We start from the raw sequence: 20,330 nt of genomic DNA, 5'->3' as shown, positions 1-20,330 counted from the left end.
CTATTTTTACCAGTAAACAAAAAGCGCAATGGCGGCAAAAAAAAGATATCCTTTTGTAACTGTATTTTTGGTGGTGCTGGCTATAAATGCCCTTTTGTTTATTTTAGGTTTAATTATTGCAAAAGCTTTTGTGGCAGAAGAAACCAAACACACGGTAGAGAAAATGCTGTCGCAGAAGTACCTGGTAAAACAGTTGCTGGATCTTGTTTTTCATAGTTTGTTCTATTATTTTTCGCTCAATTATTTTAATACACTGATAGTAGAAAAACGGAAAGTAACTTACTACGTTATTATTTCTGTTTTGTTATCGGCGGTTGTTTTTTTCTATTTCCTGGGCCGGCATGCTGTTTTTCCGGAAGTAGCCGAAGGTACCATGGCCACTAAAAACGGCGAAGCTATTTTTTATGTCTCCTTTGTTATATCGGCCATTTTTTTAACCGGCCTTTCGTTGCTGCTGGCGTATTTAAATAACCTGCGTGATGAAAAGCAGCAACGCAAAGTACTGGAAGCACAAAAGATGCAACTGGAAGTAGATAAATCACAAGCCAATTTTAAGTTTTTAAAATCGCAGATCAACCCGCATTTTTTGCATAACACGTTGAATTTTTTGTATGCTAAATCGTTGCCGTATTCGGCAGAGTTATCAGAAGGGATATTGACCTTATCGGATATTATGCGCTATGCCTTAAACGAAGCTACAGGCGCCGATGATAAAGCGCCATTGAAAGATGAGATTGAACATGTACGCAATGTGATCAAGATAAACCAGCTGCGTTTCAGCAATAACCTGAATGTACATTTTGAAGTGCAGGGTGTGGTGAATGGTGCAGAGATCATTCCTTTTGTATTGATCACCATTGTAGAGAATGCCTTTAAACACGGCGACCTGCAAAAGCCCGACCAGCCGATTGATATTAAACTGGTGATTGAACATAACCATTTGTATTTTTACTGCCGCAATAAAAAGAAGAGCGGCCCCAAGGAAATTTCTACCGGGCTTGGCCTGGATAATATCCGCAACCGGCTGGATTTTGGCTATGGCAGCCATTACAAATTGCTGATAAAAGACGAAGCTGAATTTTATACCACCGAATTAACTATTGATACTTTATGATACGCTGTTTAGTTGTAGATGATGAACAACATGCCATTGATATTATTGCGCATTATATAGGGCAAACTAATTTTTTAACCCTGGTAAGCAGCAGCACTAACCCGGTGGCGGCATTGCAAACAGTGATCACCGAAAATATTGACCTGGTGTTTTTAGATATTCAGATGCCCGAGCTTTCGGGTATTGATTTTATTAAAGCTATTAACGGTAAAGCAAAAGTTATTCTTACCACGGCCTACAGCGATTTTGCCATTGAAGGGTTTGAACTGGATGTGGTGGATTATTTATTGAAGCCGATCCGTTTTCCCCGTTTTTTAAATGCCGTACAAAAAGTAGTAAAGGCCAGTACCGAAAAAACAGAGGTTACCGAAACTGCCGCTGAAGACAATTATATTTTTGTAAAAACAGAATCCAAGGGCAAGCTGCTTAAGATAAACCTGGATGAGATTGAATACATTGAGGGCATGAAAAATTATGTGGCCATTTACCGCGGCGGACAAAAAACCCTGGTGTACACCAATCTTAAAGACCTGGTGCTTCATTTACCTGCCAAACAGTTTATTCGTATTCATAAGTCTTTTATCATTCCTGTTAACCGTATTACCGGTATCGAGGGCAACCGTGTGGTGCTGAAGAACGTTACGGCAGAGATTTTAATTGGGGAGAGTTATAAGGAGGATCTGATGGAGATTATTAAGCACCGGATGATAACGTAAAAGTTTCCTTCTTCTTTTTCTTGATAAAAAATCATACTGCAAAATGATTGCAGGTTAGGGTATTACTGCGTTTAATTTTTTCAGTTGCTTTTCTTCTTTTCCTTGATGAAAAGAAGCAAAAATCAAGGGCTGCGGAAAAAAAAGCTAAAAATTTATCGTCAAGGGTAAAATGAAATAAGTCACAGCGGCAGAATAAAGCCATACTATGTGCGACTTACGGGCTAAGAATAAAACCAATCATCAGTAACCTTTATTTCATTTTTACCACTTGCCGCTAAATTTTCTTAACGCAATTTTTCCGAGGCCCATACTGCCAAGCTCTTGCTGAATAAGCAACAGTGACAACATTAGTATGTCACTGCATTTAATTCTCACCAGTCCCTGCGTAAGGCGCCTCTTTTTCTCCGGTACCCAACTTGTTGGGGATTGAAAAAATTCGCTTCAGCGATAATTTTTTCAAAGGGGAAAAAGCAGCGCCGGCGCAGGGACGCATCCCGAATGCTTTCGGGACGGCTGTGGAGGCGAAAGTAACAGTCATAAAAACATTTGCAAAGCCAATAAGAAGCAACTCCTGACATTGTGTTTTATCTTTATTGTTTTGATAGTTGTTTTAGCAAGAAGGGAAATTCAATACTCACTATTGCCGTTTACTAAATTACACCTCACTTTAACTCATCTTTTCCCCATAAATTTTTTACCAGCCATTAGCTTGCAGCCGAAATGAGTATAAAAATAAAACAGCCGCTGCTTTTGAGCAGCTTGCTTTTAACAACCACCATTATGGAAGCACAAACCGCAACAGTGCCTGCTACAGGCGAATATTATTTACAGGGTGTAATGGAAACCGCATCGGGGTTTAAACTGAATACCGATAACAGCTTTGAATTTTTCTTTTCGTACGGTGCACTGGATCGTTCGGGGGCAGGGCATTGGAAACAGGAAGGCAATACCATTATATTCAACAGCAATAAGCAGCAGCAAGATTATACTTTGCTGCAATCAAAAAAAATACCTGCAAAAGGTATTACCCTGCAAATAAGCGGCAGCAATGCGCAGGTTAACCAACTGCTGTATGCTATTGTAAAATCGGGCACAAAAGAGGAAACTGTTAAGGCAGATAGCAATGGCCGCATGCATTTTAATATGCCTGCTGCAGATAGTGTGGTGCTGTTGTTTGAATGGTGCCCGGATAAACGTTCGGTATTTGCAATAAACAATACAGCCCATAATTTTTTTGAATTCAGTATTCAGCCATCGTTACCGGATGTGGTATTCAGTAACTTTACTTTGCAGGTAACTGCAGCAGGGCTGGAAGGTGCTCATCCATTGAATGCCACAAAATCGTTTCGCTATAAAAGAGCAGATAAAAATTAATAGCACTGTAAAATAAAGATACCATGAAGCCGGTGTATGTAGTATTATACAGCCTTTTTTTTGCAACCGTATTAATTGGCTGGCAAGTGCAGGATGATAACTGGCACGCTGCAAAACATAAAGGCTATACTTTATATTATACCGCTGCTGATAGTAAGCAGATAAAGGAATACCGTACACTTATTGATAATGGCATGCGTTCGGTAAAATTATTTTTTGCTGAGCCCTTTAATAAAAGCTTTAATGTTTTTATTCACCCCAACAGGCAGTCGCTGGATAGTACCTGGCAAAAAGACTGGCATATGCCCGATTTTAAATCGGAGTGCTGGATGGTGGCTAGTGGTATTGCCAGCCGGCTGGATATGATTGCACCAAAAGCATGGGACAGTGCTTCCTGCGAACATCATTATGCCGAAAGAGAAAAAACACAGCAGCTGATCACACACGAACTGGTGCATGTATTTCATGGCCAGCACAACGGCAGCCCTGATTTTAGTGATACCGAAGGGATAGATTGGCTGGTGGAAGGATTAGCGGTGTATGCGTCGGGGCAATGTGATGCCGCAAGAATTGATGAGGTTAAAAAAGCAATTGCTGCCAATACAATTCCCGGGAGCCTGGATAATTTCTGGACGGGGAAATTAAAATACAGTCTTTCCGGTACTATGGTAATGTTTATTGATGTTAAATGGGGAAGAGATAAACTGAAAACACTTTTACCTTTCAATAAAAAAGCGGCCATACTTGCGGCTTTAAACAGCACCGAAGATAATTTACTCCGCAGCTGGAAAGCATATATGCAAAAATTATAATTGCTGTTACAATCAGTAATAACCGGCATTAATTTTTCATTAAAAAAATTGAATAAAAATATTTAGATACCGGTTTGCAACTTTATCTTTCTACATTTGTTACTACTTTAAAATAAACACACATGTCATCAACAAGATCCTATGCTGCACAAAGTGCAACAAGTCCGCTGGCACCATGGACCATTAAAAGAAGAGCTCCCAAACCTCACGATGTAGAAATTGATATTTTATACTGCGGCGTTTGCCATAGTGATTTACATACAGCCCGTAATGAATGGGGCGGTACTATATATCCTTGTGTACCTGGTCATGAAATAGTTGGCAAAGTAAGTGCGGTGGGCAGCCATGTTACCAAATTTAAGGTAGGCGATATTGCCGGCGTTGGCTGCCTGGTAGATAGTTGCCAGGAATGCGATAATTGTAAAGATGGTTTAGAGCAATATTGCAGCAACGGTATGGTAGGTACCTACAACGGCCAGGAAAAAGATGGCAGTGGCTATACTTTAGGCGGCTATAGTAAATCAATTGTGGTACGTGAAGAGTTTGTATTACACATTTCTGATAAGTTACCATTAGAGGCCGTAGCACCATTACTTTGTGCAGGCATTACCACCTACTCGCCTTTGCGCCACTGGAAAGTGGGTAAGGGGCAAAAAGTGGGTGTTTTAGGATTGGGTGGTTTAGGACATATGGGGGTAAAGTTAGCCGTATCAATGGGTGCAGAAGTAACGATGTTGAGCCATTCGCCATCCAAAGAAGCAGATGCCAAACGCTTAGGTGCACACCAGTTTGTATTAACCAGTGATGCAGAACAGGTAAAAAAAGTAACCGGGTATTTTGATTTTATTTTAGATACAGTATCGGCAGAACACGACTATAATTTTTATTTAAGTTTGTTGCGTACCAATGGTGTAATGGTTTGTGTGGGTGTGCCACCAAGCCCTGCACAAATACCTGCAATGAACCTTATTTTTGGCAGAAAAAGCATAGCCGGTTCTTTAATTGGCGGCCTGCCCGAAACACAGGAAATGCTGGACTATTGCGCCGAACATAATATTGTAAGTGATGTGGAAGTGATTGCGATAAAAGATATTAATGAAGCCTATGAAAGAATGCTGAAGGGAGATGTGAGGTACAGGTTTGTGATTGACATGGCCACTTTATAATGGATAATGAAATAATGAATAATTAAATAATTAATAATGAGCTGCCCGTTTGGGCAGCTTTTTTTATTGGTGGTAAAAGAGGCTGATGAATTTGCAGTAACTTTCGTTTTTAAAAAATAATGGATGCGGTATAAAATAATGCTGCTGTTTTTTATTGTTGTTATTGGCAATGGTTGCAGTAATAATAAATATGCAGCTTCTAATAAAGTTTATAAAAAACAGGCTAAGCAGTTTTCGAAAGTGTTGCGTAAACAACCCGGGATCATTGATAGTGCAATGAATGCGGCACAGTGGGTGGGCACCACCAACTTTGGTATGCGTAAACCTAATTTTGTTATCATTCACCACACGGCGCAAAACGCCTGCGACAGTACCTTACGTACATTTACCTTACCGCGTACACAGGTAAGTGCACACTATGTAATTTGTAAAGATGGTACCATACACCACATGCTGAATGATTATTTAAGGGCATGGCATGCAGGCAACAGCAAATGGGGCAATGTTACCGATGTTAACAGCAGCAGCATTGGTATTGAATTAGATAATAATGGCTTTGAGGCTTTTACAGCACCGCAGCTCAACAGCCTGCTGCAGTTGCTAAAAAAACTGAAGAAGGATAATAATATTCCTGCTGCTAATTTTATAGGCCACTCTGATATTGCGCCAAAGAGAAAGGTGGACCCCAATAAATATTTTCCCTGGCAGTTGCTGGCCCAAAATGGTTTTGGTAACTGGTATGATACGGCGCATGTGACGGTACCCGCTAATTTTAATGCTATACAATCCCTGCGTATCATAGGGTACGATACCAAAGATTCTGTTGCGGCCATCAAAGCTTTTAAACTGCATTTTGTACAACAGGATACTCTGCCGCAAATAAATGAGGCGGATAAAAAAATTATCTATGATCTGAGCAGGAAGTATTGAGCTTTGCTCAACACTTCTTTTTGCCACGGATACTTCGGCAGGCTCAGTACACAGATTTTCACGGATTTTTTTGTTGAATATTGGCGGTCACTCTTTTTGTATTAATCCGTGAAAATCCGTGTGATCCGTGGCCAACCCTTTTCGCCGCAGGCCAAATGCCTTAACCCAGAAATAATATGCGGTGATGTTTGTTGTGTACAGCATTTGCTACCTTAGCAGCCTAATAAATTTATCTATGAAGAAAATAATTGTTGCGTCTTGTGCCTTGCTTTTTTTGGGTGTAACTGCACAGGCGCAAAAAGAATTGACCCTGCCTAATGGCTGGTCACTTTCTCCGGCAGGCAGAAGTTTGCCTTTAGGCGATCTGCCTTTGAATATGGCCGTAAGCAATTCTAAAAAATTAATGGCCGTTACCAACAACGGGCAAAGCAAACAAACGCTGCAACTGATAGATATTAAAGCAGAAAAAATTCTTGATAATATAGAAATTAAAAAAAGCTGGCTGGGTTTACACTTCAGCGCCGACGAAAAATATTTGTATGCCAGCGGTGGTAACGATAACTGGATATTGCAATATGCTATTGACAATAATAAATTGCTGCTGAAAGACAGTATTAAGCTGGGTACCAAATGGCCTAATAAAATTTCGCCTGCCGGTATAGACATTGATGATGCCCGGCATTTGTTGTATGTAGTTACCAAAGATGATAATTCATTGTACATTGTTGACCTTACCACAAAAAAAATTGTACAACAGGTTGCCTTAACGGCAGAAGCGTATACCTGTTTATTATCGCCTGATAAAAAGCAATTGTACATTTCAATCTGGGGTGAAAAAAAGGTAGCTGTATTCAACACCGCAGATAAAAAGTTAACTGCTACCATTAATGTTGGCGAACATCCCAACGAATTGTGTTTATCTAAAAAAGGCGATCATTTATTTGTTGCCAATGCATTGGATAATTCTGTTTCGGTAATTGATACCAGACAACAAAAAGTAATTGAAACATTAACGGCTTCCTTATATCCTGATGCACCACAGGGCAGTACCACCAATGGCCTGGCATTAAGTGCCGATGAAAAATCGTTGTTTATTGCCAATGCCGATAATAATTGCTTAACTGTTTTTGATGTGAGTGAACCCGGCAGAAGTGTATCAAAAGGATTTATACCGGTAGGCTGGTACCCCACCTGCGTAAAAGTGATCGGTAAAAAAATATTTGTTACCAACGGCAAAGGCTTTTCTTCTTTTGCCAATCCCAAAGGGCCGCAGCCCACAAAAAAAAGAGTAAAGCACCAGGCCGATGATGAAGATGGCCCGCAATATATTGGTGGTTTAATGAAAGGCACCATGAGTATTATTGATATGCCATCCGAAAAACAATTGAGTGTTTTTTCGCAACAGGTATACAGGAACACGCCTTATACCAAAGAAAAAGAAATGTTGTCTAAAGGCGAAGCAGGTAATCCTATTCCGCAAAAGATAGGTGATAAGTCGCCCATAAAACATGTTTTTTACATTGTAAAAGAAAACCGCACTTACGACCAGGTGCTGGGTGATGTAAAAGAAGGTAATGGCGATACGTCGCTGGTTTTATTTGGAGAAAGGGTAACGCCCAATCAACATAAACTGGTACAGGATTTTGTGTTGCTGGATAATTTTTATGTAGATGGTGAAGTAAGTGCCGATGGCCACAACTGGAGCCTGGGTGCTTATGCAACAGATTATTTAGAAAAGAATTGGGTAACCAGTTATGGCGGCCGTGGCGGTGGGTATGATGCAGAGGGCACCAGGAATATTGCCAATAATAAAGGTGGATTTATCTGGGATGCCTGTAAAAGAGCAGGCGTAAGTTACAGAACCTACGGAGAATTTGCTGATGACTATAAGGCTAACATTCCCATACTGGAAAATCATTTTTGTACTTATTATACCAGCTGGGATCAGAAGATAAGAGATACCACAAGGGTAAACCAATGGAAAAGAGATTTTGACAGCCTGGTAGCCATCAATCAGCTACCGCAAATGAATACACTACGTTTAATTAATGACCATACAGAAGGGATGAGTAAAAACAGGCCCACCCCATTTGCACATGTGGCCGATAATGATTTAAGCGTGGGTATGTTTATTGAATTTTTAAGCCATAGTAAAATATGGAACGAAAGCGTGGTGTTTATTTTAGAAGATGATGCACAAAACGGTCCCGACCATGTGGATGCACACCGCAGCCCGGTATATGTGGTGGGCCCGTATGTAAAGCGGCATTTTGTAGACCATACACCTTATACCACCAGTGGCGTATTGCGTACCATGGAATTGATTTTAGGTGTTGCACCCATGAGCCAGTATGATGCTGCCGCAACACCGCTGTGGCGCTGCTTTACCGCTACACCCGATTACACCGCTTATACCGCATTGCCTGCACAGGTAGATATTACCGAGAAGAATATAGTATGGAATGAATTATCGCAACGCTCGGCACAATTTGATTTAACCAAAGAAGACCGTGTGCCGGATCTGGAATTCAGCGAAGTGATATGGAAAGGGGTGAAGGGACTGCATAGCGTAATGCCTGCACCAAGAAGAGCGGCTTTTGTAAAAGTGAGTAAGGATAAAGATGAGGATGATTGATTTTTAGCGCAGAGAAAAAGAGGACGGGAGAGTTAGGCTGAGAAATTAAGTACAAAGGTTGCCAATCTTTTAAAATAAGTAAACAATGGAAAAAGTAAATGTTGCTGAGAAATTGTCTTTATTCAATGATTACTTTAATCCGAGGATAGCAGGAGAGTTAAACGGGCAGCAGGTGAAGCTGGTAAAATTCCGGGGTGAATTTGTATGGCATCAACATGATAATGAAGATGAAATGTTTTATGTGATCAAAGGGCAGTTTAGTATTCACTTCAGGGATAAGGTGGTGGAGGTAAAAGAAAATGAATTTATAATTGTACCAAGAGGGGTGGAGCATAAACCGGTGGCTGAACAGGAAGTGTCGATCATGTTGTTTGAACCTGCCACTACTTTAAATACCGGCAATACCGAAGGCGATTTAACAAGACATCAGCTGGAGAAAATATAATGGTGTAAAATATTAATCCAGGTCTTTCATTAAATCTTCCAGCTTAATTTCTTCCAGTATCATTCTTACTGCTGCGTCATTATCGTCGTACCATTTTACCAGGCGGATATAACCGCCTTCGATTTCTATACCGGTAATATCGCCATCATTAAAGCAGCAGCAACCGCTGTTAAAATAGGACGGCCTTAATTTTTCGTTGGCATCTTTTTCAATTTTATTGGCGGGATGGTTAGAATATTTACCTGATGCAAAAACAGGACTATGCGTATGGCCGGTAACCAGCACCATATTTTTTCTGTGACTGCTCCACTGGTGCATCAGCTGGTTGTGCTTATTGCGTAGTGTATAATCTTTACTGGGAGTGTTTACGTTTATCTGCAGGTAACGTTGTACAGGCGCCCATACATGCGCTACTATCCATGTGCTGAGTGCATTGTTATCACTCATTTTATCGCCCTGGTGGCCATGGGTGCAAAATACAGTAAGCGGTAGCTGGTAATCGCCATAATTGCCCACTTTTAAAATAATGCCTTCGTATACCGGTAAGGGCATGGTAAAATAATCTTTCAGGTACATTTCAACATCCAGTTTGTTTTTCCAGGTAAGATCGTGGTTGCCAAAAGTTTTAAAATATTTACCCGGCTGAAATGCGGCTTCGGCAGCAAACACAGTTTTGTTGGCGGGCAAAACATCAGCCGCTTTATATTTCCACAACTCTTCACTATCGCCAAGGTTGATAAACGAATACCCCTGTTGTTTATAATATTCCAGGGCTTTGATATAATTGAATTCGCTGGCCGCAAAATCGTCCCCGCTGTTGCGGTTGCCTTTATGCTGATCGCTGAAGATGATGAATTTATCTTTGGCAGCATCTGCTGTAATGCTGCACACCCTTTTACTGTTTTTCTTTGCGCTGTTGTAGAGTTTGGTCAATGATTTAAACACGGTTTCCTTTTCAGGTTTGGCGCTGAGGGAATTACCCATCCAGGTAAGGGGCTTTCTGAATAAATATTGTAACAGCTTGCGCATGGTGGTGAAGAGTGCCCGCAGATTACGCAGATGCCGCAGAAGATAAGGCGTTGCATTTCTCAGCGTAATCAGCGTAATCTGCGGGAGATTTATGCTTTAAAGTATTTTCCAACAACAGGCAGTTTTGCCAATTCCTTTTTTTCTACCTGTGCAACAAACCAGGTATACATTGCCAGCAACAGCGTAGCAACCGATAATGCCACTATCTTATTATCTGTAAAAGCAATAATGCCTTTATGAATAAAGAACAACAGTACTGCAATTACAATATAGGCACATAATTTTTTCCAGGGATAGGGTACTTTATATTCCTTCTGGCCCCATACAAAGGAGAATACCATCATGCTACCGTAGCAGAAAAATGTTGCCCACGCACAAGCCATATAACTGAAGTGAGGAATAAAGAAATAATTAATGAGAATAGTAATGGCTGCACCGGTAAGTGTAATATACGCACCAGCCGAAGTTTTGTGCCCCAGTTTATACCAGATAGAAAGATTGTAGTAAATACCCAAAAACATATTGGCCAGTAATAAGATGGGCACTACACTCAGGCCGGCCCATAATTTAGCGGCAATAAAATGTTTCCATATGTTAAGGTACAATGCCACTACCAAAAACATCATGCAGATAACGATCACAAAAAATTTCATTACCCTGGCGTAAGTACGTTGCGGATTTTCGGTGCCGGCCTGTTTAAAGAAAAAAGGCTCGGCACCCATACGGAATGCCTGCACAAAAAGACTGATGAGAATAGATAGTTTATAACAGGCACTGTAAATGCCTACCTGTGCTTCTTTAAAATCATCTGTACCAGGCACCCACCACTTCAGCATGATGCGGTCCATGGTTTCGTTAATTACGCCGCCCATGCCTACAATGATCAGCGGCATGGAGTACACGATGATCTGCCGCCACAATTTTTTATCTATTTTAAAACGTATAGCCAGTATTTCCTTTGATAAAAATAACAGTGTAACGATGGCCTGTATTAAATTGGCCACTACAATATAATACACCGGGTTACGGGAAGTATCTACCAGCTTGGCATAAAAAGAAGTAGGGTCTGCTTTTGCATGCACATAACAAACCGATAAAAAGAAATACGTAAAAAAGAGGTAGGCCAGTATCCCGCTGATCTTTGCCATAGCATATCTTACCGGCCGGCCTTCGTAGCGCAATTTTGCAAAGGGGATGATGGTCAACGTATCGATCATGATGATAAAAACGCTGAGCTTAATTAATTCGGGGTAATTGCCCACGCCGGCAAAATTGGCCAGCTGGTGATGAAATAATAATAAGGTGATACCGAAGCACAACGTACTGATGTGTATGGAAGAGGCCGTGGTATTGTAAATGGTATCTTTATTTTCGCCGTTGTTGGAAAAACGGAAAAAAGCAGTTTCCATTCCGTAGGTAAACAACACATTTAAAAACGGTAAAACCGAATATACCAGGCTCATTTTGCCATAATCTTCCCTGGTTAATACGTCGGTTAAGTAGGGGGTAATGAGGTAATTTAAAAACCTTGCGGCAATAGAGCTTACACCATACCACATTGTTTGCCCGGCTAATTTCTTGATATTGCTCAATTCCCTTGTGATTTAGCTCCAAATTTACCGTATAATTTTAATTTATTTTAAAATATCAGGTGCAACGGTTTAGTTACAAAATATATCTTTGTAGCAAATAATTTAATATGAAGAACGTACTTACACTGATAGTTGCCCTTACATTGTACACTTTAGCCACGGCGCAGTCCCGTACGGCCACAGTGGAATACCAGAAGATCAACCGACAGGCCGTAGTGGCAGAAATTCCTTTTCCTGAAAAGACCATCAGGGACGCTATTGACAATAAAATGGAACAAATGGGCTACAAAGGAAAAGACAGTAAAGGCTTTACGGTTTATAAAGGCGTAAGAATGCCTGAACTGGGCAACGATAGTTATGACCTGTACTTTATGGCCGACAGAAAAAGCCGGAAAGAAAAAGAAAACTCTACGCTTACTTTAATGGTATCAAAAGGATTTGACAGTTTTATAAGCGATAGCAGCGATAGCCGTGTAATCAGTAATGCAAAGAATTATTTAGACACTATTAAAAATATGATTGCCGCTTACGACCTGGAACAACAGATTATTGTACAGGAAGATGCCGTGAAAAAGGCGGATAAAAAATACAGCAATCTTATTGATGATAGCGCCAGCCTGGAGAAGAAGAGAAAAAGTATTGAAAAAGATATAGAAGACAATAAGAAAGACCAGGCTAACCAGCAGGCAGAAATAGAAAAGCAAAAACAGATTTTAGAAACCCTGAGAGGTAAACGCAAGGGATAGGTAACCTTACTGCATAGCAAACCTTTTGCTCCTGGTAAGTGTGGTATCGCTAAGCGTAAATAAAAAATAGATCAGGTCATTCTTCTCCGCATTGTTGATAGCAATGCGGTTTTTTAATAAAGTATCCAGTGTAGGCTGCGTGGTAATAATACCAGTGCGGTAATGATCGATAGCCTGGCCAATGCTGTAATACCTGCCATCGTGCATATAGGGAAAGGTAAGCGTTACATTACGCAGGCTGGGCACTTTAAATTTTAAAGAATCGTTTTTATTATTGGTGATGCGCATGCGGCCATAATCATTTAAATAAGTGTTTACAGACAGCCCGTTGTTGCGGAATGAATTATCAGTGAACAGTGGCTCGGTGTGGCAGGCGGCGCATTTGTTTTTAAAAAATGTATACCCTCTTTCTTCGGCAGGTGTAAATTTATCTTCGCCTCTTAATACTTTATCGTACTTACTATTGTAGCTGAGTATAGAACCAGTAAACTGTGCCAATGCTTTTAACATGCGCTGGCTGTTGATCAATGGCGTGCCAAAAGCGGCTTTAAATAATTTAGGGTAAGCCGTATCTTTTCTTAATTTTTTCAGCACACTGTCGATAGTTTCGCCCATTTCGTTGTGTGCGGTAAGCGGCGCCAGGGGTTGCACTTCAATATGGTTGATGCCGCCATCCCAGTGCAGCAATGGCATCCAGGCTAAATTGAATAATGCAGGGGCATTCCGGGTGGTAAATAAATTATTAATGCCATGACTAAAATCGTGTTCGTAAGTGGCAAATGCAGCAAACTGCTGGTGGCAACTGGCACAGGGAAAGTTGCCATCCTTACTAAGGCGGCCATCATAAAATAATTTTTTGCCTAATTGAAAACCCTGTTCCGTTAAAGGGTTATTGGCAAAAATATCTTTGGCAGGTTTGGGCCAGCCTTTGGGAATTTCTAATTTAAGATAGGTAGGTTTATAAGGATCATTGTCTTTTTTTGCTGCACCGATAAAAAGAAATGCGGTGCCAACAAATATTATCAATGCTATAATGATCCTGGTAGTCATTTTTATTGGTTCAGCACGTCTTTAATGGTAAACATCCTGTTATAGTTGCCTGCAATTTTTCTGGATAAGATCCCCGGGGTCATGGTAGCAGGTGTGGTGGCAATTTTTAAATCAGCAGCACCCTGCCATAATTTATCCAGGTCGGCCATGATAATTATCTGGCTATGCTTTCCCTCTTCTATGTGCAATGTTTTTGGTAGCGGCAATGTAATCGTTTGCAATACATTATCAGGCCCGCTGAAACCGCCGATATGATATTCTATTCTTTGATTGATAATAGTGGAAGCCGGTGAACTGCCTTCCAGCTTAAACATTACATAACCGCTGTTCCACGTCCAGAACATGCCGTTTGCAGGGTCTAGTGCACCGCTTTGTGCGCCGCTTACATTTTTCAAACTATCTACTCCCACAATAAATGAAATGCTGTTGTATGTATTGGCTGTGGCATCAAAAGTAAAACTTAGAGAAGCGCTGTCGCTGGCATCAAGCAAATGATAACTGTCGGGTTCAGCAAATGGGTTCGAAGCATGGTGCAATACAATGTTACTGATATAATATTTCAGCCTTGCCACATGATACACTTCACCAAAAGGATTCTGGTATGCAACACTGTCTAAAATAAGCGGCGTATCTTTAACTGTATTAATAAAACCAATCTTTACGCTTCCCTTTTTTTGAGTCTGCCATTCACCATTCACCATTGACGATTCACGTCTAACACTACTGCAGCAAAGCATTACCACAAAGCAGGCTATCGCAAATACGGCTATTTTTTTCAGGGTTGCCATTACCATTTATCAGGCGTTATCTTTTTTCTGAAATCTTTTAAAGTACCCACTTTCTTTTTAAACTCAATTCTTTTTTCCTTAGCAGCTTTGCCGGGTTTGGTAGTCTTTCTTTTTTTGGGAACAATGAGTGCTTTATTTACCAGCTCATTCATTTTTGTAATCACCAGTTGCTTATTGCCCAGCTGGCTGCGTTCGGTCTGGCTTTTTACCAATAAAAAGCCTTCCGAATTGATCTTATTGATCAACTTATTACGGATCAGTTCTTTCTGTTCTGGGCTATATAAAGCGGAGTTTTCCACATGCCAGTAACCTTCCACCATGGTTTCCACCTTGTTCACATTCTGGCCACCTTTGCCGCCACTCCGGGCTGTTTTAAATTTTATCTCGGCAGATATATCAGTCATTATCACAAATTTACCAATAAAAAGAAGGAAATTGCATCCGGAATCGCCTTATTTACGTCTATTATTTCGGTAAGACGATTTTTTTTTACATTTTTGCAATCAATCAGACAGGGAATGACCAAAGGCATTTATAATTCACTAACCGAACGAAAACAACTGGGCAAAAAATCTTTTGCTGTACTCATCGACCCCGATAAGGTGACTGATGATAATATGGAGCAATTGATACAGCTTTCTGTTGCTGCCGGCGTGGATTATTTTTTAGTAGGCGGCAGCCTTGTTATCTCCAGTTATTTAGATGAATGCCTGCAGCTGATCAAAAAATCCTGTACTATTCCTACTATTCTTTTTCCCGGTAGTCCCAGCCAGGTAAGCAAATATGCCGATGCATTATTGTACCTCTCTTTAATCAGTGGCCGTAATGCCGATCTGTTGATTGGTCAGCACGTGATCAGTGCACCATTTGTAAAACAAAGCGGGCTGGAAATTATGCCTACGGGTTATATGGTGATTGATGGTGGCGCACCTACTACGGTATCGTATATCAGCAATGCCACACCTATACCTTCTGATAAAAATGAAATAGCCATGTGTACGGCCATGGCCGGTGAAATGCTGGGCATGAAATTGATTTATATGGATGCCGGCAGTGGCGCTAAAAGAGCCATTACTGAAGACATGATCGCCAAGGTTTCAAAATCTATTGATGTGCCTTTGATCATTGGCGGTGGCATTATTGAACCGGAAAAAGCATACCTCAATTGCAAAGCCGGTGCCGATGTAATAGTGGTAGGCAATGCCATAGAAAAAGACCCCAACTTAATTAAGGAAATGGCCGCAGCGGTGCATAGTGTGCCGGTGAAAGCTTAATGTTTTTTCTCCCCTCGTGGTTGATTCCCATGGTAGTAGGTGAAGACACCGACCGAGGACAACAATTTAAAGCTGCATTACGCGGCTTCAAGCTGACGTAGAAGAATAAAATTATCTAATTGGTTTACTGAACAAGGAGTTGCCATGTTATTGCGTATTTCCCTCCCCGGCCGGTATCTTCACCGGCCAGGAGCAAATTTATTCCACCACTACATTCTTTGAAGCAGAAACAATTTTATTATATGGATTCTCAATAAACATTTTTACAAAATCTATTCCGTCAATACCAAAGCCAGAGCCGTGTGCCCGGTTATGGAAAATCAGTAACTGGCTGTTGGGCATATATCTTTTTATCAGCTTGTTGTAAAATGGCCTGCACCATGGGTCGGCATCGCCTGCAGATATCAATGCCGGAATAGTGGAATACACTGCTGTTTTAGCTACAACAGGTTCCGGTTTTACATTCCAGCAGCTGCATATAACATGGTTTACATTGTTGAATGGATAACCGGAAAGCCAGGGTAACATCTGCTCCTGTTTTTGTACCAAAGCTTTATTGGCAAAGGCAATTTGTTCGCTGCAGTATACCGAGTAGCGCATACCATGCGATAAACTTTTATTGCCACTAAAATTATCATCCAATACTTCGGTTATATATTTTGTGTGATTGCCATTGATCAATTCATTCATTACAAATGGAACGGACTTTAACTGGCTGTTGTTTATCCTGTTGATCACAGCGTCTAACAATTCATTTTTTGTATAGTGTATCTGCAAGCTGTCATTTGTGCCTTTTTCTACATAAGCTATTGTAAAAACTTTTCCATTAATAGTTGTAAAATACTGGTGGAACCGTTCTCTTAAATTTTGGTATTGCGAATTGTTGCCTGAATCTTTTTCGCAATTATCAAATACCTGGTTAAGCGCTTCATTAATATTGAACAAAGCATCTTCTTCATAATTAACGTAACCGGGCAACGGGGAATTTAGTATCAAAGACTTTACAGCCACAGGATGATTTCTTACTACCGTAAGCATTAAGCCACCGCTATATGAAATACCCAATAAATTCAATGAATCAAGCTGCAATGCCAATCTTAAGTCGTTGATATCTGCGGCACTTTCAATAGTATTGTATGCAGACAGATCAATGTTTTGTGCAGCTAATCTTTTACGGCATCTTTTTACTGCTTCCAGTTCCAAACTATCTTTAGGTAAATTTTCTTTATAGGATTTTTTTATTGCCAGATCGATTTCATCGCATTGCAAACAAGGTTGCGATAGTTTAGTACCCCGCTGATCGAATGCAATAAAGCCACCAAATTTTAAAAAATCTGACCTGTACCTGATGCTGTCAAAATTAGCGATGGTACTGTATCCCGGTCCGCCGGTAGTATAGAGCGTAAAATTTTTTTCTGCGTCCTGTTCTGGTTTCCTGGCTAATACAAAGGGTATTTTTATTTTTCGCCCCGCAGGCTTTTGCCTGTTTTCCGGTACTACCAGGTAACCACATTTTGATACCAGGCCATTCTCAATTTTAATAAGACAAGGGCATGGCTCAATTGAAGGAGTATAGCCTTGCGCTAAAGATTTTTGTATAGTGTACGATAGTAAAAACAGGAATAGAACAACTGGCTTCATGTTATTTTTTTGTGCTGCAATTTATGCCGGCACAATAAATAAGAGGGGTAAAAACCGGACAAAATCAGGATTGCCATTGTGATAAGGGTTGCCCGGTAAATTGTGCCACCGCTTTTCTGAAATGACTCATATCGTAATAGCCAAAATTGTAAGGAGAAAATAATTCTTTATTGGTAACATAAGCCGTGAGTGCAGTTCTTGTTCTTACTATAGAAAAATAATTTTTAGGTGCAATGCCAATGATACTTATAAAATACCTGTACATGGTTTTATCTGTAAGCGCAAGTTCGCCGGCAAGTTTATTATTATTGTACTGCATGTCGGATTGTTGAAAAGCATATACGGCATTCCATACTTTTTGATACGGATACTTATTCCTGAATTGTACCTGTACCAGGTGTAAAAAATATTCCTGCAGCATTGCTATCCTTGCTTCAAAGGCATCCAGTTTTTTTAATGCAGAGAGAAAAGCTGCAGGTAACAAGGTGTGCACATTGATGATGTTATTACCGATCTTATTTTGTTCAATGCCAAACACGGCTTCAAAGCCACCGGGGTTAAATTTAACGGTGAAAATATTATCCGTACGCAGGTTGGTTCTTTCTACAATATTATTTCTCAGTAAAAGAATATCAGTGTGGGCATCAATACAAACCTGTTGCCTGCCATTGGTTAAACGATAGGGGGAACCAAGGTTGATCCATATTGTAGGTGTATAACTCGGGAAAAGCTTTACCGTAAATTTTTCGGTATTGATGTATTGATTGGTTGCATCAAGAGAAGTCTCTGAAAAAAACTCAATATAATCTAACAACGCCTCACATGGAGTAGCAAAGCGGTACAGCTTTCTGATATCGTCAAAAATTTCTACCATGGATAAAAATGAAAAAACATTCATACTACCGTGTTTGGTGTCTTCACCGAACACGGTACCTGTCTCAATCCTCAATGCGCTTACTGCTTCTCTACCCTGCTAGGCGTATCCTTACCACTCACAATAGTTTTACTGCTGATAGCAATGGCTTTAATGATCTCCGCCATATTGTTCATATCCAGGGTGCCGATCTCATCACTTTGTTTGTGGTAGTTAGGTTCATCATTTGGGGCTTCTTCCATTTTTGATGTTGAGATGGTATGTGCAGGCACACCTAATGCTGCAAGCGTGGCATTATCACTGCGGTAAAATAAATTTTGTTTGGGATAAGGATCGGGTTCAAAATGAAATTTAGAGCCGGTAAGATTAGCCTGTAAAATTTTGCCCATATCACTTTTTTCGTAACCGGTAATGTAGGCGCTGTTGTTGCCCCATTTACTATCGGTGCCAATCATCTCAATATTAAACATGGCCATTACTTTATCTGCATTCAATTGTTTGCTGAAGTAACGGCTGCCAAAGCCACCAATTTCTTCTGCGGTAAAAGCTACAAATATTATCGTGCGTTCATTTTTTTCTTTTTGTGCGCTGAAGTATTTTGCCAGCATCATCACTGCAGTGGTACCTGCCGCATCATCATTGGCACCATTGTAAATGCTGTCCTGGTTTTTGTCGGGCTTGCCAATACCTAAATGATCGTAGTGGCCGGCAAATACCACATACTCATCTTTTTTGCTTTTGCCAGGCAAAACACCCACTACATTTTTCAGGTGCTGTTCTGTCAATTGGTTTTTGATGTGCAGGCTGATGGTGGCAGGATTAAGATTAGCCGTTAAAATAAATACCTGCGATACACCCGATTGAAATTTTGCATTGCCTGTAAAACGTTGCATGCCCTTAAAGCGCCTGCTGTGTGCAGTATCTACCAGCACCAGCACATTCTTCTCCATATCAAAAACAGGGAACACCACTTTTGAAAAATCATCCTCTTTTTTTACCAGCACCACTTCATAATCTTTCAATGAACTGATATTAATTTCTGCAGCAGTGGTATTAGCTGCAATATTATTCATCGTTAAAGAATCATTATCCAGCATGCCTTTTATCTCAACAGGTTTTGCCTTGGTCATAATAAACTCCTGGAAGTAAGATTTGCTGTTACCAAAAAACTGCAGTTTGCTTTTGGTAAATTCTCCCGCGATAAAATCAGCTGCTTTATCAATACCCGGCGTAAAAGTTTTACGGCCCTGCATATCATCAGCAGATAATATTTTTTCAATCCGCTCCACTTCCGCAGCGTTTATGATCTTGTCAATGTTCTGTGCAAAAGAAAGCAGGCATACGAAGCCTGCTGCAGCTGTTAAAATAAGTTTCTTCATTATCAATTATTAATTATTTAATTGTTCATTATTACAAGCTCATCATCTCCTTAAACTTAACCGCCTGCCTGCGGCTTACTTCTACTTTTTCGCCGGCATGCAATTCCAGTAAAAGACCTCCGTTAAAATAAGGTTCAATTTTTTCAATCATGCGCAGGTTTACAATATGTTTTCGGTTGGCACGAAAGAAAACTTTTTCATCCAGCCTTTCTTCCAGTGCGTTCAAGGATTTTAATATTAATGGTTTGTTGGGGCCAAAAAATACTTTGGCATAGTTGCCCACGCTTTCGAATAAACGCACTTCGCCCAGTTTTACAAACCAGCAGCGTTCGCCGTCTTTTACAAAAACCTGGTCGGCTTCTGTAAGCATGCCGCGGTTAATGCTGGCCATGGTAGCCGCCAGTTCTTTTTCTTCGGCCTGTTGCAATTTTTGTAAAGCATCGGCCAGGCGTTTGGGCTCTACGGGTTTCATCAGGTAATCCAATGCATTTACTTCAAAAGCTTTTAATGCATATTCATCGTAAGCGGTAGTAAAAATAACATGAGGCGCTTTCTCTAATTCCTGCAGCATATCAAAACCGGTTTTGCCGGGCATTTGTATATCCAGGAAAATCAGATCGGGCGAAAGGTTCTCTATCTTTTCCAGCCCTTCATTGGCATTGGCAGCTTCACCCACCACTTCAATCTCCGGAAATTCAAGCAATAATTTTTTTAATTCATTTCTTGCCAAACGTTCATCATCAATAATTACAGCTTTTTGCATAC

18 protein-coding genes and 1 pseudogene are annotated in these 20,330 nt (G+C 40.5%); 10 read left to right on the top strand and 9 right to left on the bottom strand.

All coding sequences use genetic code 11. From position 1 onward, the window contains the following. Window positions 1-28: 28 nt before the first annotated feature. The 8 genes from ACYVM0_RS16675 (at window position 29) to ACYVM0_RS16640 (ending at window position 9,192) form a co-directional block, all read left to right on the top strand. The gene (locus ACYVM0_RS16675) at window positions 29-1,114 is read left to right on the top strand and encodes a sensor histidine kinase (RefSeq protein WP_460558733.1); all 1,086 of its coding nucleotides are present in this window, start codon (window positions 29-31) and stop codon (window positions 1,112-1,114) included. Further along, window positions 1,111-1,830: a LytR/AlgR family response regulator transcription factor gene (locus tag ACYVM0_RS16670; RefSeq protein ID WP_460558731.1), complete on the top strand. Its 720-nt coding sequence runs from the start codon at window positions 1,111-1,113 to the stop codon at window positions 1,828-1,830. The genes ACYVM0_RS16675 and ACYVM0_RS16670 overlap by 4 nt, the downstream gene beginning before the upstream one ends. Window positions 1,831-2,610: 780 nt before the next feature. Beyond that, window positions 2,611-3,204, top strand: a complete 594-nt coding sequence (locus ACYVM0_RS16665) for a hypothetical protein (protein ID WP_460558729.1) — start codon at window positions 2,611-2,613, stop codon at window positions 3,202-3,204. A 23-nt stretch (window positions 3,205-3,227) separates the two neighbouring features. Beyond that, window positions 3,228-4,016: a gluzincin family metallopeptidase gene (locus tag ACYVM0_RS16660; protein WP_460558727.1), complete on the top strand. Its 789-nt coding sequence runs from the start codon at window positions 3,228-3,230 to the stop codon at window positions 4,014-4,016. Between the two features lie 122 nt (window positions 4,017-4,138). Beyond that, a complete protein-coding gene (locus ACYVM0_RS16655) occupies window positions 4,139-5,182 on the top strand; it encodes an NAD(P)-dependent alcohol dehydrogenase (RefSeq protein WP_460558725.1) in 1,044 nt (347 codons plus the stop codon). A gap of 123 nt (window positions 5,183-5,305) precedes the next feature. Then, on the top strand, window positions 5,306-6,112 hold the full coding sequence (locus ACYVM0_RS16650; protein ID WP_460558723.1) for an N-acetylmuramoyl-L-alanine amidase: 807 nt from the start codon (window positions 5,306-5,308) through the stop codon (window positions 6,110-6,112). Between the two features lie 235 nt (window positions 6,113-6,347). Then, a complete protein-coding gene (locus tag ACYVM0_RS16645; RefSeq protein ID WP_460558721.1) occupies window positions 6,348-8,747 on the top strand; it encodes a bifunctional YncE family protein/alkaline phosphatase family protein in 2,400 nt (799 codons plus the stop codon). 85 nt (window positions 8,748-8,832) lie between these two features. Next, complete coding sequence (locus ACYVM0_RS16640; protein ID WP_460558719.1) at window positions 8,833-9,192, top strand: cupin domain-containing protein; 360 nt, start codon at window positions 8,833-8,835, stop codon at window positions 9,190-9,192. Between the two features lie 12 nt (window positions 9,193-9,204). Here the strand turns inward: ACYVM0_RS16640 and ACYVM0_RS16635 are convergent, their stop codons facing one another. Continuing rightward, window positions 9,205-10,221: a metallophosphoesterase gene (locus ACYVM0_RS16635; RefSeq protein ID WP_460558717.1), complete on the bottom strand. Its 1,017-nt coding sequence runs from the start codon at window positions 10,219-10,221 to the stop codon at window positions 9,205-9,207. 89 nt (window positions 10,222-10,310) lie between these two features. Further along, entirely contained in the window at window positions 10,311-11,813 is a 1,503-nt protein-coding gene (locus ACYVM0_RS16630; protein ID WP_460558715.1) for a lipopolysaccharide biosynthesis protein, read from the bottom strand. Window positions 11,814-11,920: 107 nt separating this feature from the next. On the opposite strand from ACYVM0_RS16630, the gene ACYVM0_RS16625 reads away from it, so the two are divergent. Continuing rightward, the gene (locus tag ACYVM0_RS16625) at window positions 11,921-12,559 is read left to right on the top strand and encodes a hypothetical protein (protein ID WP_460558713.1); all 639 of its coding nucleotides are present in this window, start codon (window positions 11,921-11,923) and stop codon (window positions 12,557-12,559) included. A 6-nt stretch (window positions 12,560-12,565) separates the two neighbouring features. Here the strand turns inward: ACYVM0_RS16625 and ACYVM0_RS16620 are convergent, their stop codons facing one another. From ACYVM0_RS16620 to arfB, 3 genes and pseudogenes are all read right to left on the bottom strand, one after another. Beyond that, window positions 12,566-13,609: a cytochrome-c peroxidase gene (locus tag ACYVM0_RS16620; RefSeq protein WP_460558711.1), complete on the bottom strand. Its 1,044-nt coding sequence runs from the start codon at window positions 13,607-13,609 to the stop codon at window positions 12,566-12,568. A 2-nt stretch (window positions 13,610-13,611) separates the two neighbouring features. Next, window positions 13,612-14,397, bottom strand: a complete 786-nt coding sequence (locus tag ACYVM0_RS16615) for an MbnP family protein (protein ID WP_460558709.1) — start codon at window positions 14,395-14,397, stop codon at window positions 13,612-13,614. Beyond that, a pseudogene (gene arfB, locus ACYVM0_RS16610) lies at window positions 14,397-14,786 on the bottom strand (alternative ribosome rescue aminoacyl-tRNA hydrolase ArfB); the annotation flags it as partial. The pseudogene arfB and the gene ACYVM0_RS16615, both read right to left, overlap by 1 nt. 108 nt (window positions 14,787-14,894) lie before the next feature. Here arfB and ACYVM0_RS16605 point away from each other — a divergent pair. Beyond that, window positions 14,895-15,671 (top strand): phosphoglycerol geranylgeranyltransferase, encoded by a 777-nt coding sequence (locus tag ACYVM0_RS16605; RefSeq protein WP_460558707.1) that lies wholly within the window; start codon window positions 14,895-14,897, stop codon window positions 15,669-15,671. Window positions 15,672-15,869: 198 nt separating this feature from the next. Here the strand turns inward: ACYVM0_RS16605 and ACYVM0_RS16600 are convergent, their stop codons facing one another. The 4 genes from ACYVM0_RS16600 to ACYVM0_RS16585 all read right to left on the bottom strand — a co-directional run bounded on the left by ACYVM0_RS16600 (window position 15,870) and on the right by ACYVM0_RS16585 (window position 20,328). Then, the gene (locus ACYVM0_RS16600; RefSeq protein ID WP_460558705.1) at window positions 15,870-17,312 is read right to left on the bottom strand and encodes an alpha/beta hydrolase family protein; all 1,443 of its coding nucleotides are present in this window, start codon (window positions 17,310-17,312) and stop codon (window positions 15,870-15,872) included. A 64-nt stretch (window positions 17,313-17,376) separates the two neighbouring features. Then, the gene (locus ACYVM0_RS16595) at window positions 17,377-18,210 is read right to left on the bottom strand and encodes an AraC family transcriptional regulator (protein WP_460558703.1); all 834 of its coding nucleotides are present in this window, start codon (window positions 18,208-18,210) and stop codon (window positions 17,377-17,379) included. A gap of 56 nt (window positions 18,211-18,266) precedes the next feature. After that, entirely contained in the window at window positions 18,267-19,565 is a 1,299-nt protein-coding gene (locus tag ACYVM0_RS16590; RefSeq protein WP_460558701.1) for a M28 family metallopeptidase, read from the bottom strand. A gap of 31 nt (window positions 19,566-19,596) precedes the next feature. Further along, complete coding sequence (locus tag ACYVM0_RS16585) at window positions 19,597-20,328, bottom strand: LytR/AlgR family response regulator transcription factor (RefSeq protein WP_430986342.1); 732 nt, start codon at window positions 20,326-20,328, stop codon at window positions 19,597-19,599. Window positions 20,329-20,330: the final 2 nt, after the last annotated feature.

The organism is Ferruginibacter profundus, from assembly GCF_054783275.1.
The sequence above is the reverse complement of the archived record's forward strand: the minus strand, read 5'-3'. Positions and strand labels throughout refer to the sequence as shown.

Bases quoted from the DNA above. Each gene is read 5' to 3' on its own strand.
- ACYVM0_RS16665 (WP_460558729.1), top strand. From the start codon at position 2,611: ATGGAAGCACAAACCGCAACAGTGCCTGCTACAGGCGAATATTATTTA.
- ACYVM0_RS16600 (WP_460558705.1), bottom strand. From the start codon at position 17,312: ATGAAGCCAGTTGTTCTATTCCTGTTTTTACTATCGTACACTATACAA.
- ACYVM0_RS16660 (WP_460558727.1), top strand. From the start codon at position 3,228: ATGAAGCCGGTGTATGTAGTATTATACAGCCTTTTTTTTGCAACCGTA.
- ACYVM0_RS16675 (WP_460558733.1), top strand. From the start codon at position 29: ATGGCGGCAAAAAAAAGATATCCTTTTGTAACTGTATTTTTGGTGGTG.
- ACYVM0_RS16655 (WP_460558725.1), top strand. From the start codon at position 4,139: ATGTCATCAACAAGATCCTATGCTGCACAAAGTGCAACAAGTCCGCTG.
- ACYVM0_RS16615 (WP_460558709.1), bottom strand. From the start codon at position 14,397: ATGGCAACCCTGAAAAAAATAGCCGTATTTGCGATAGCCTGCTTTGTG.
- ACYVM0_RS16620 (WP_460558711.1), bottom strand. From the start codon at position 13,609: ATGACTACCAGGATCATTATAGCATTGATAATATTTGTTGGCACCGCA.
- ACYVM0_RS16635 (WP_460558717.1), bottom strand. From the start codon at position 10,221: ATGCGCAAGCTGTTACAATATTTATTCAGAAAGCCCCTTACCTGGATG.
- ACYVM0_RS16645 (WP_460558721.1), top strand. From the start codon at position 6,348: ATGAAGAAAATAATTGTTGCGTCTTGTGCCTTGCTTTTTTTGGGTGTA.
- ACYVM0_RS16595 (WP_460558703.1), bottom strand. From the start codon at position 18,210: ATGAATGTTTTTTCATTTTTATCCATGGTAGAAATTTTTGACGATATC.
- ACYVM0_RS16585 (WP_430986342.1), bottom strand. From the start codon at position 20,328: ATGCAAAAAGCTGTAATTATTGATGATGAACGTTTGGCAAGAAATGAA.
- ACYVM0_RS16650 (WP_460558723.1), top strand. From the start codon at position 5,306: ATGCGGTATAAAATAATGCTGCTGTTTTTTATTGTTGTTATTGGCAAT.
- ACYVM0_RS16670 (WP_460558731.1), top strand. From the start codon at position 1,111: ATGATACGCTGTTTAGTTGTAGATGATGAACAACATGCCATTGATATT.
- ACYVM0_RS16625 (WP_460558713.1), top strand. From the start codon at position 11,921: ATGAAGAACGTACTTACACTGATAGTTGCCCTTACATTGTACACTTTA.
- ACYVM0_RS16640 (WP_460558719.1), top strand. From the start codon at position 8,833: ATGGAAAAAGTAAATGTTGCTGAGAAATTGTCTTTATTCAATGATTAC.
- ACYVM0_RS16590 (WP_460558701.1), bottom strand. From the start codon at position 19,565: ATGAAGAAACTTATTTTAACAGCTGCAGCAGGCTTCGTATGCCTGCTT.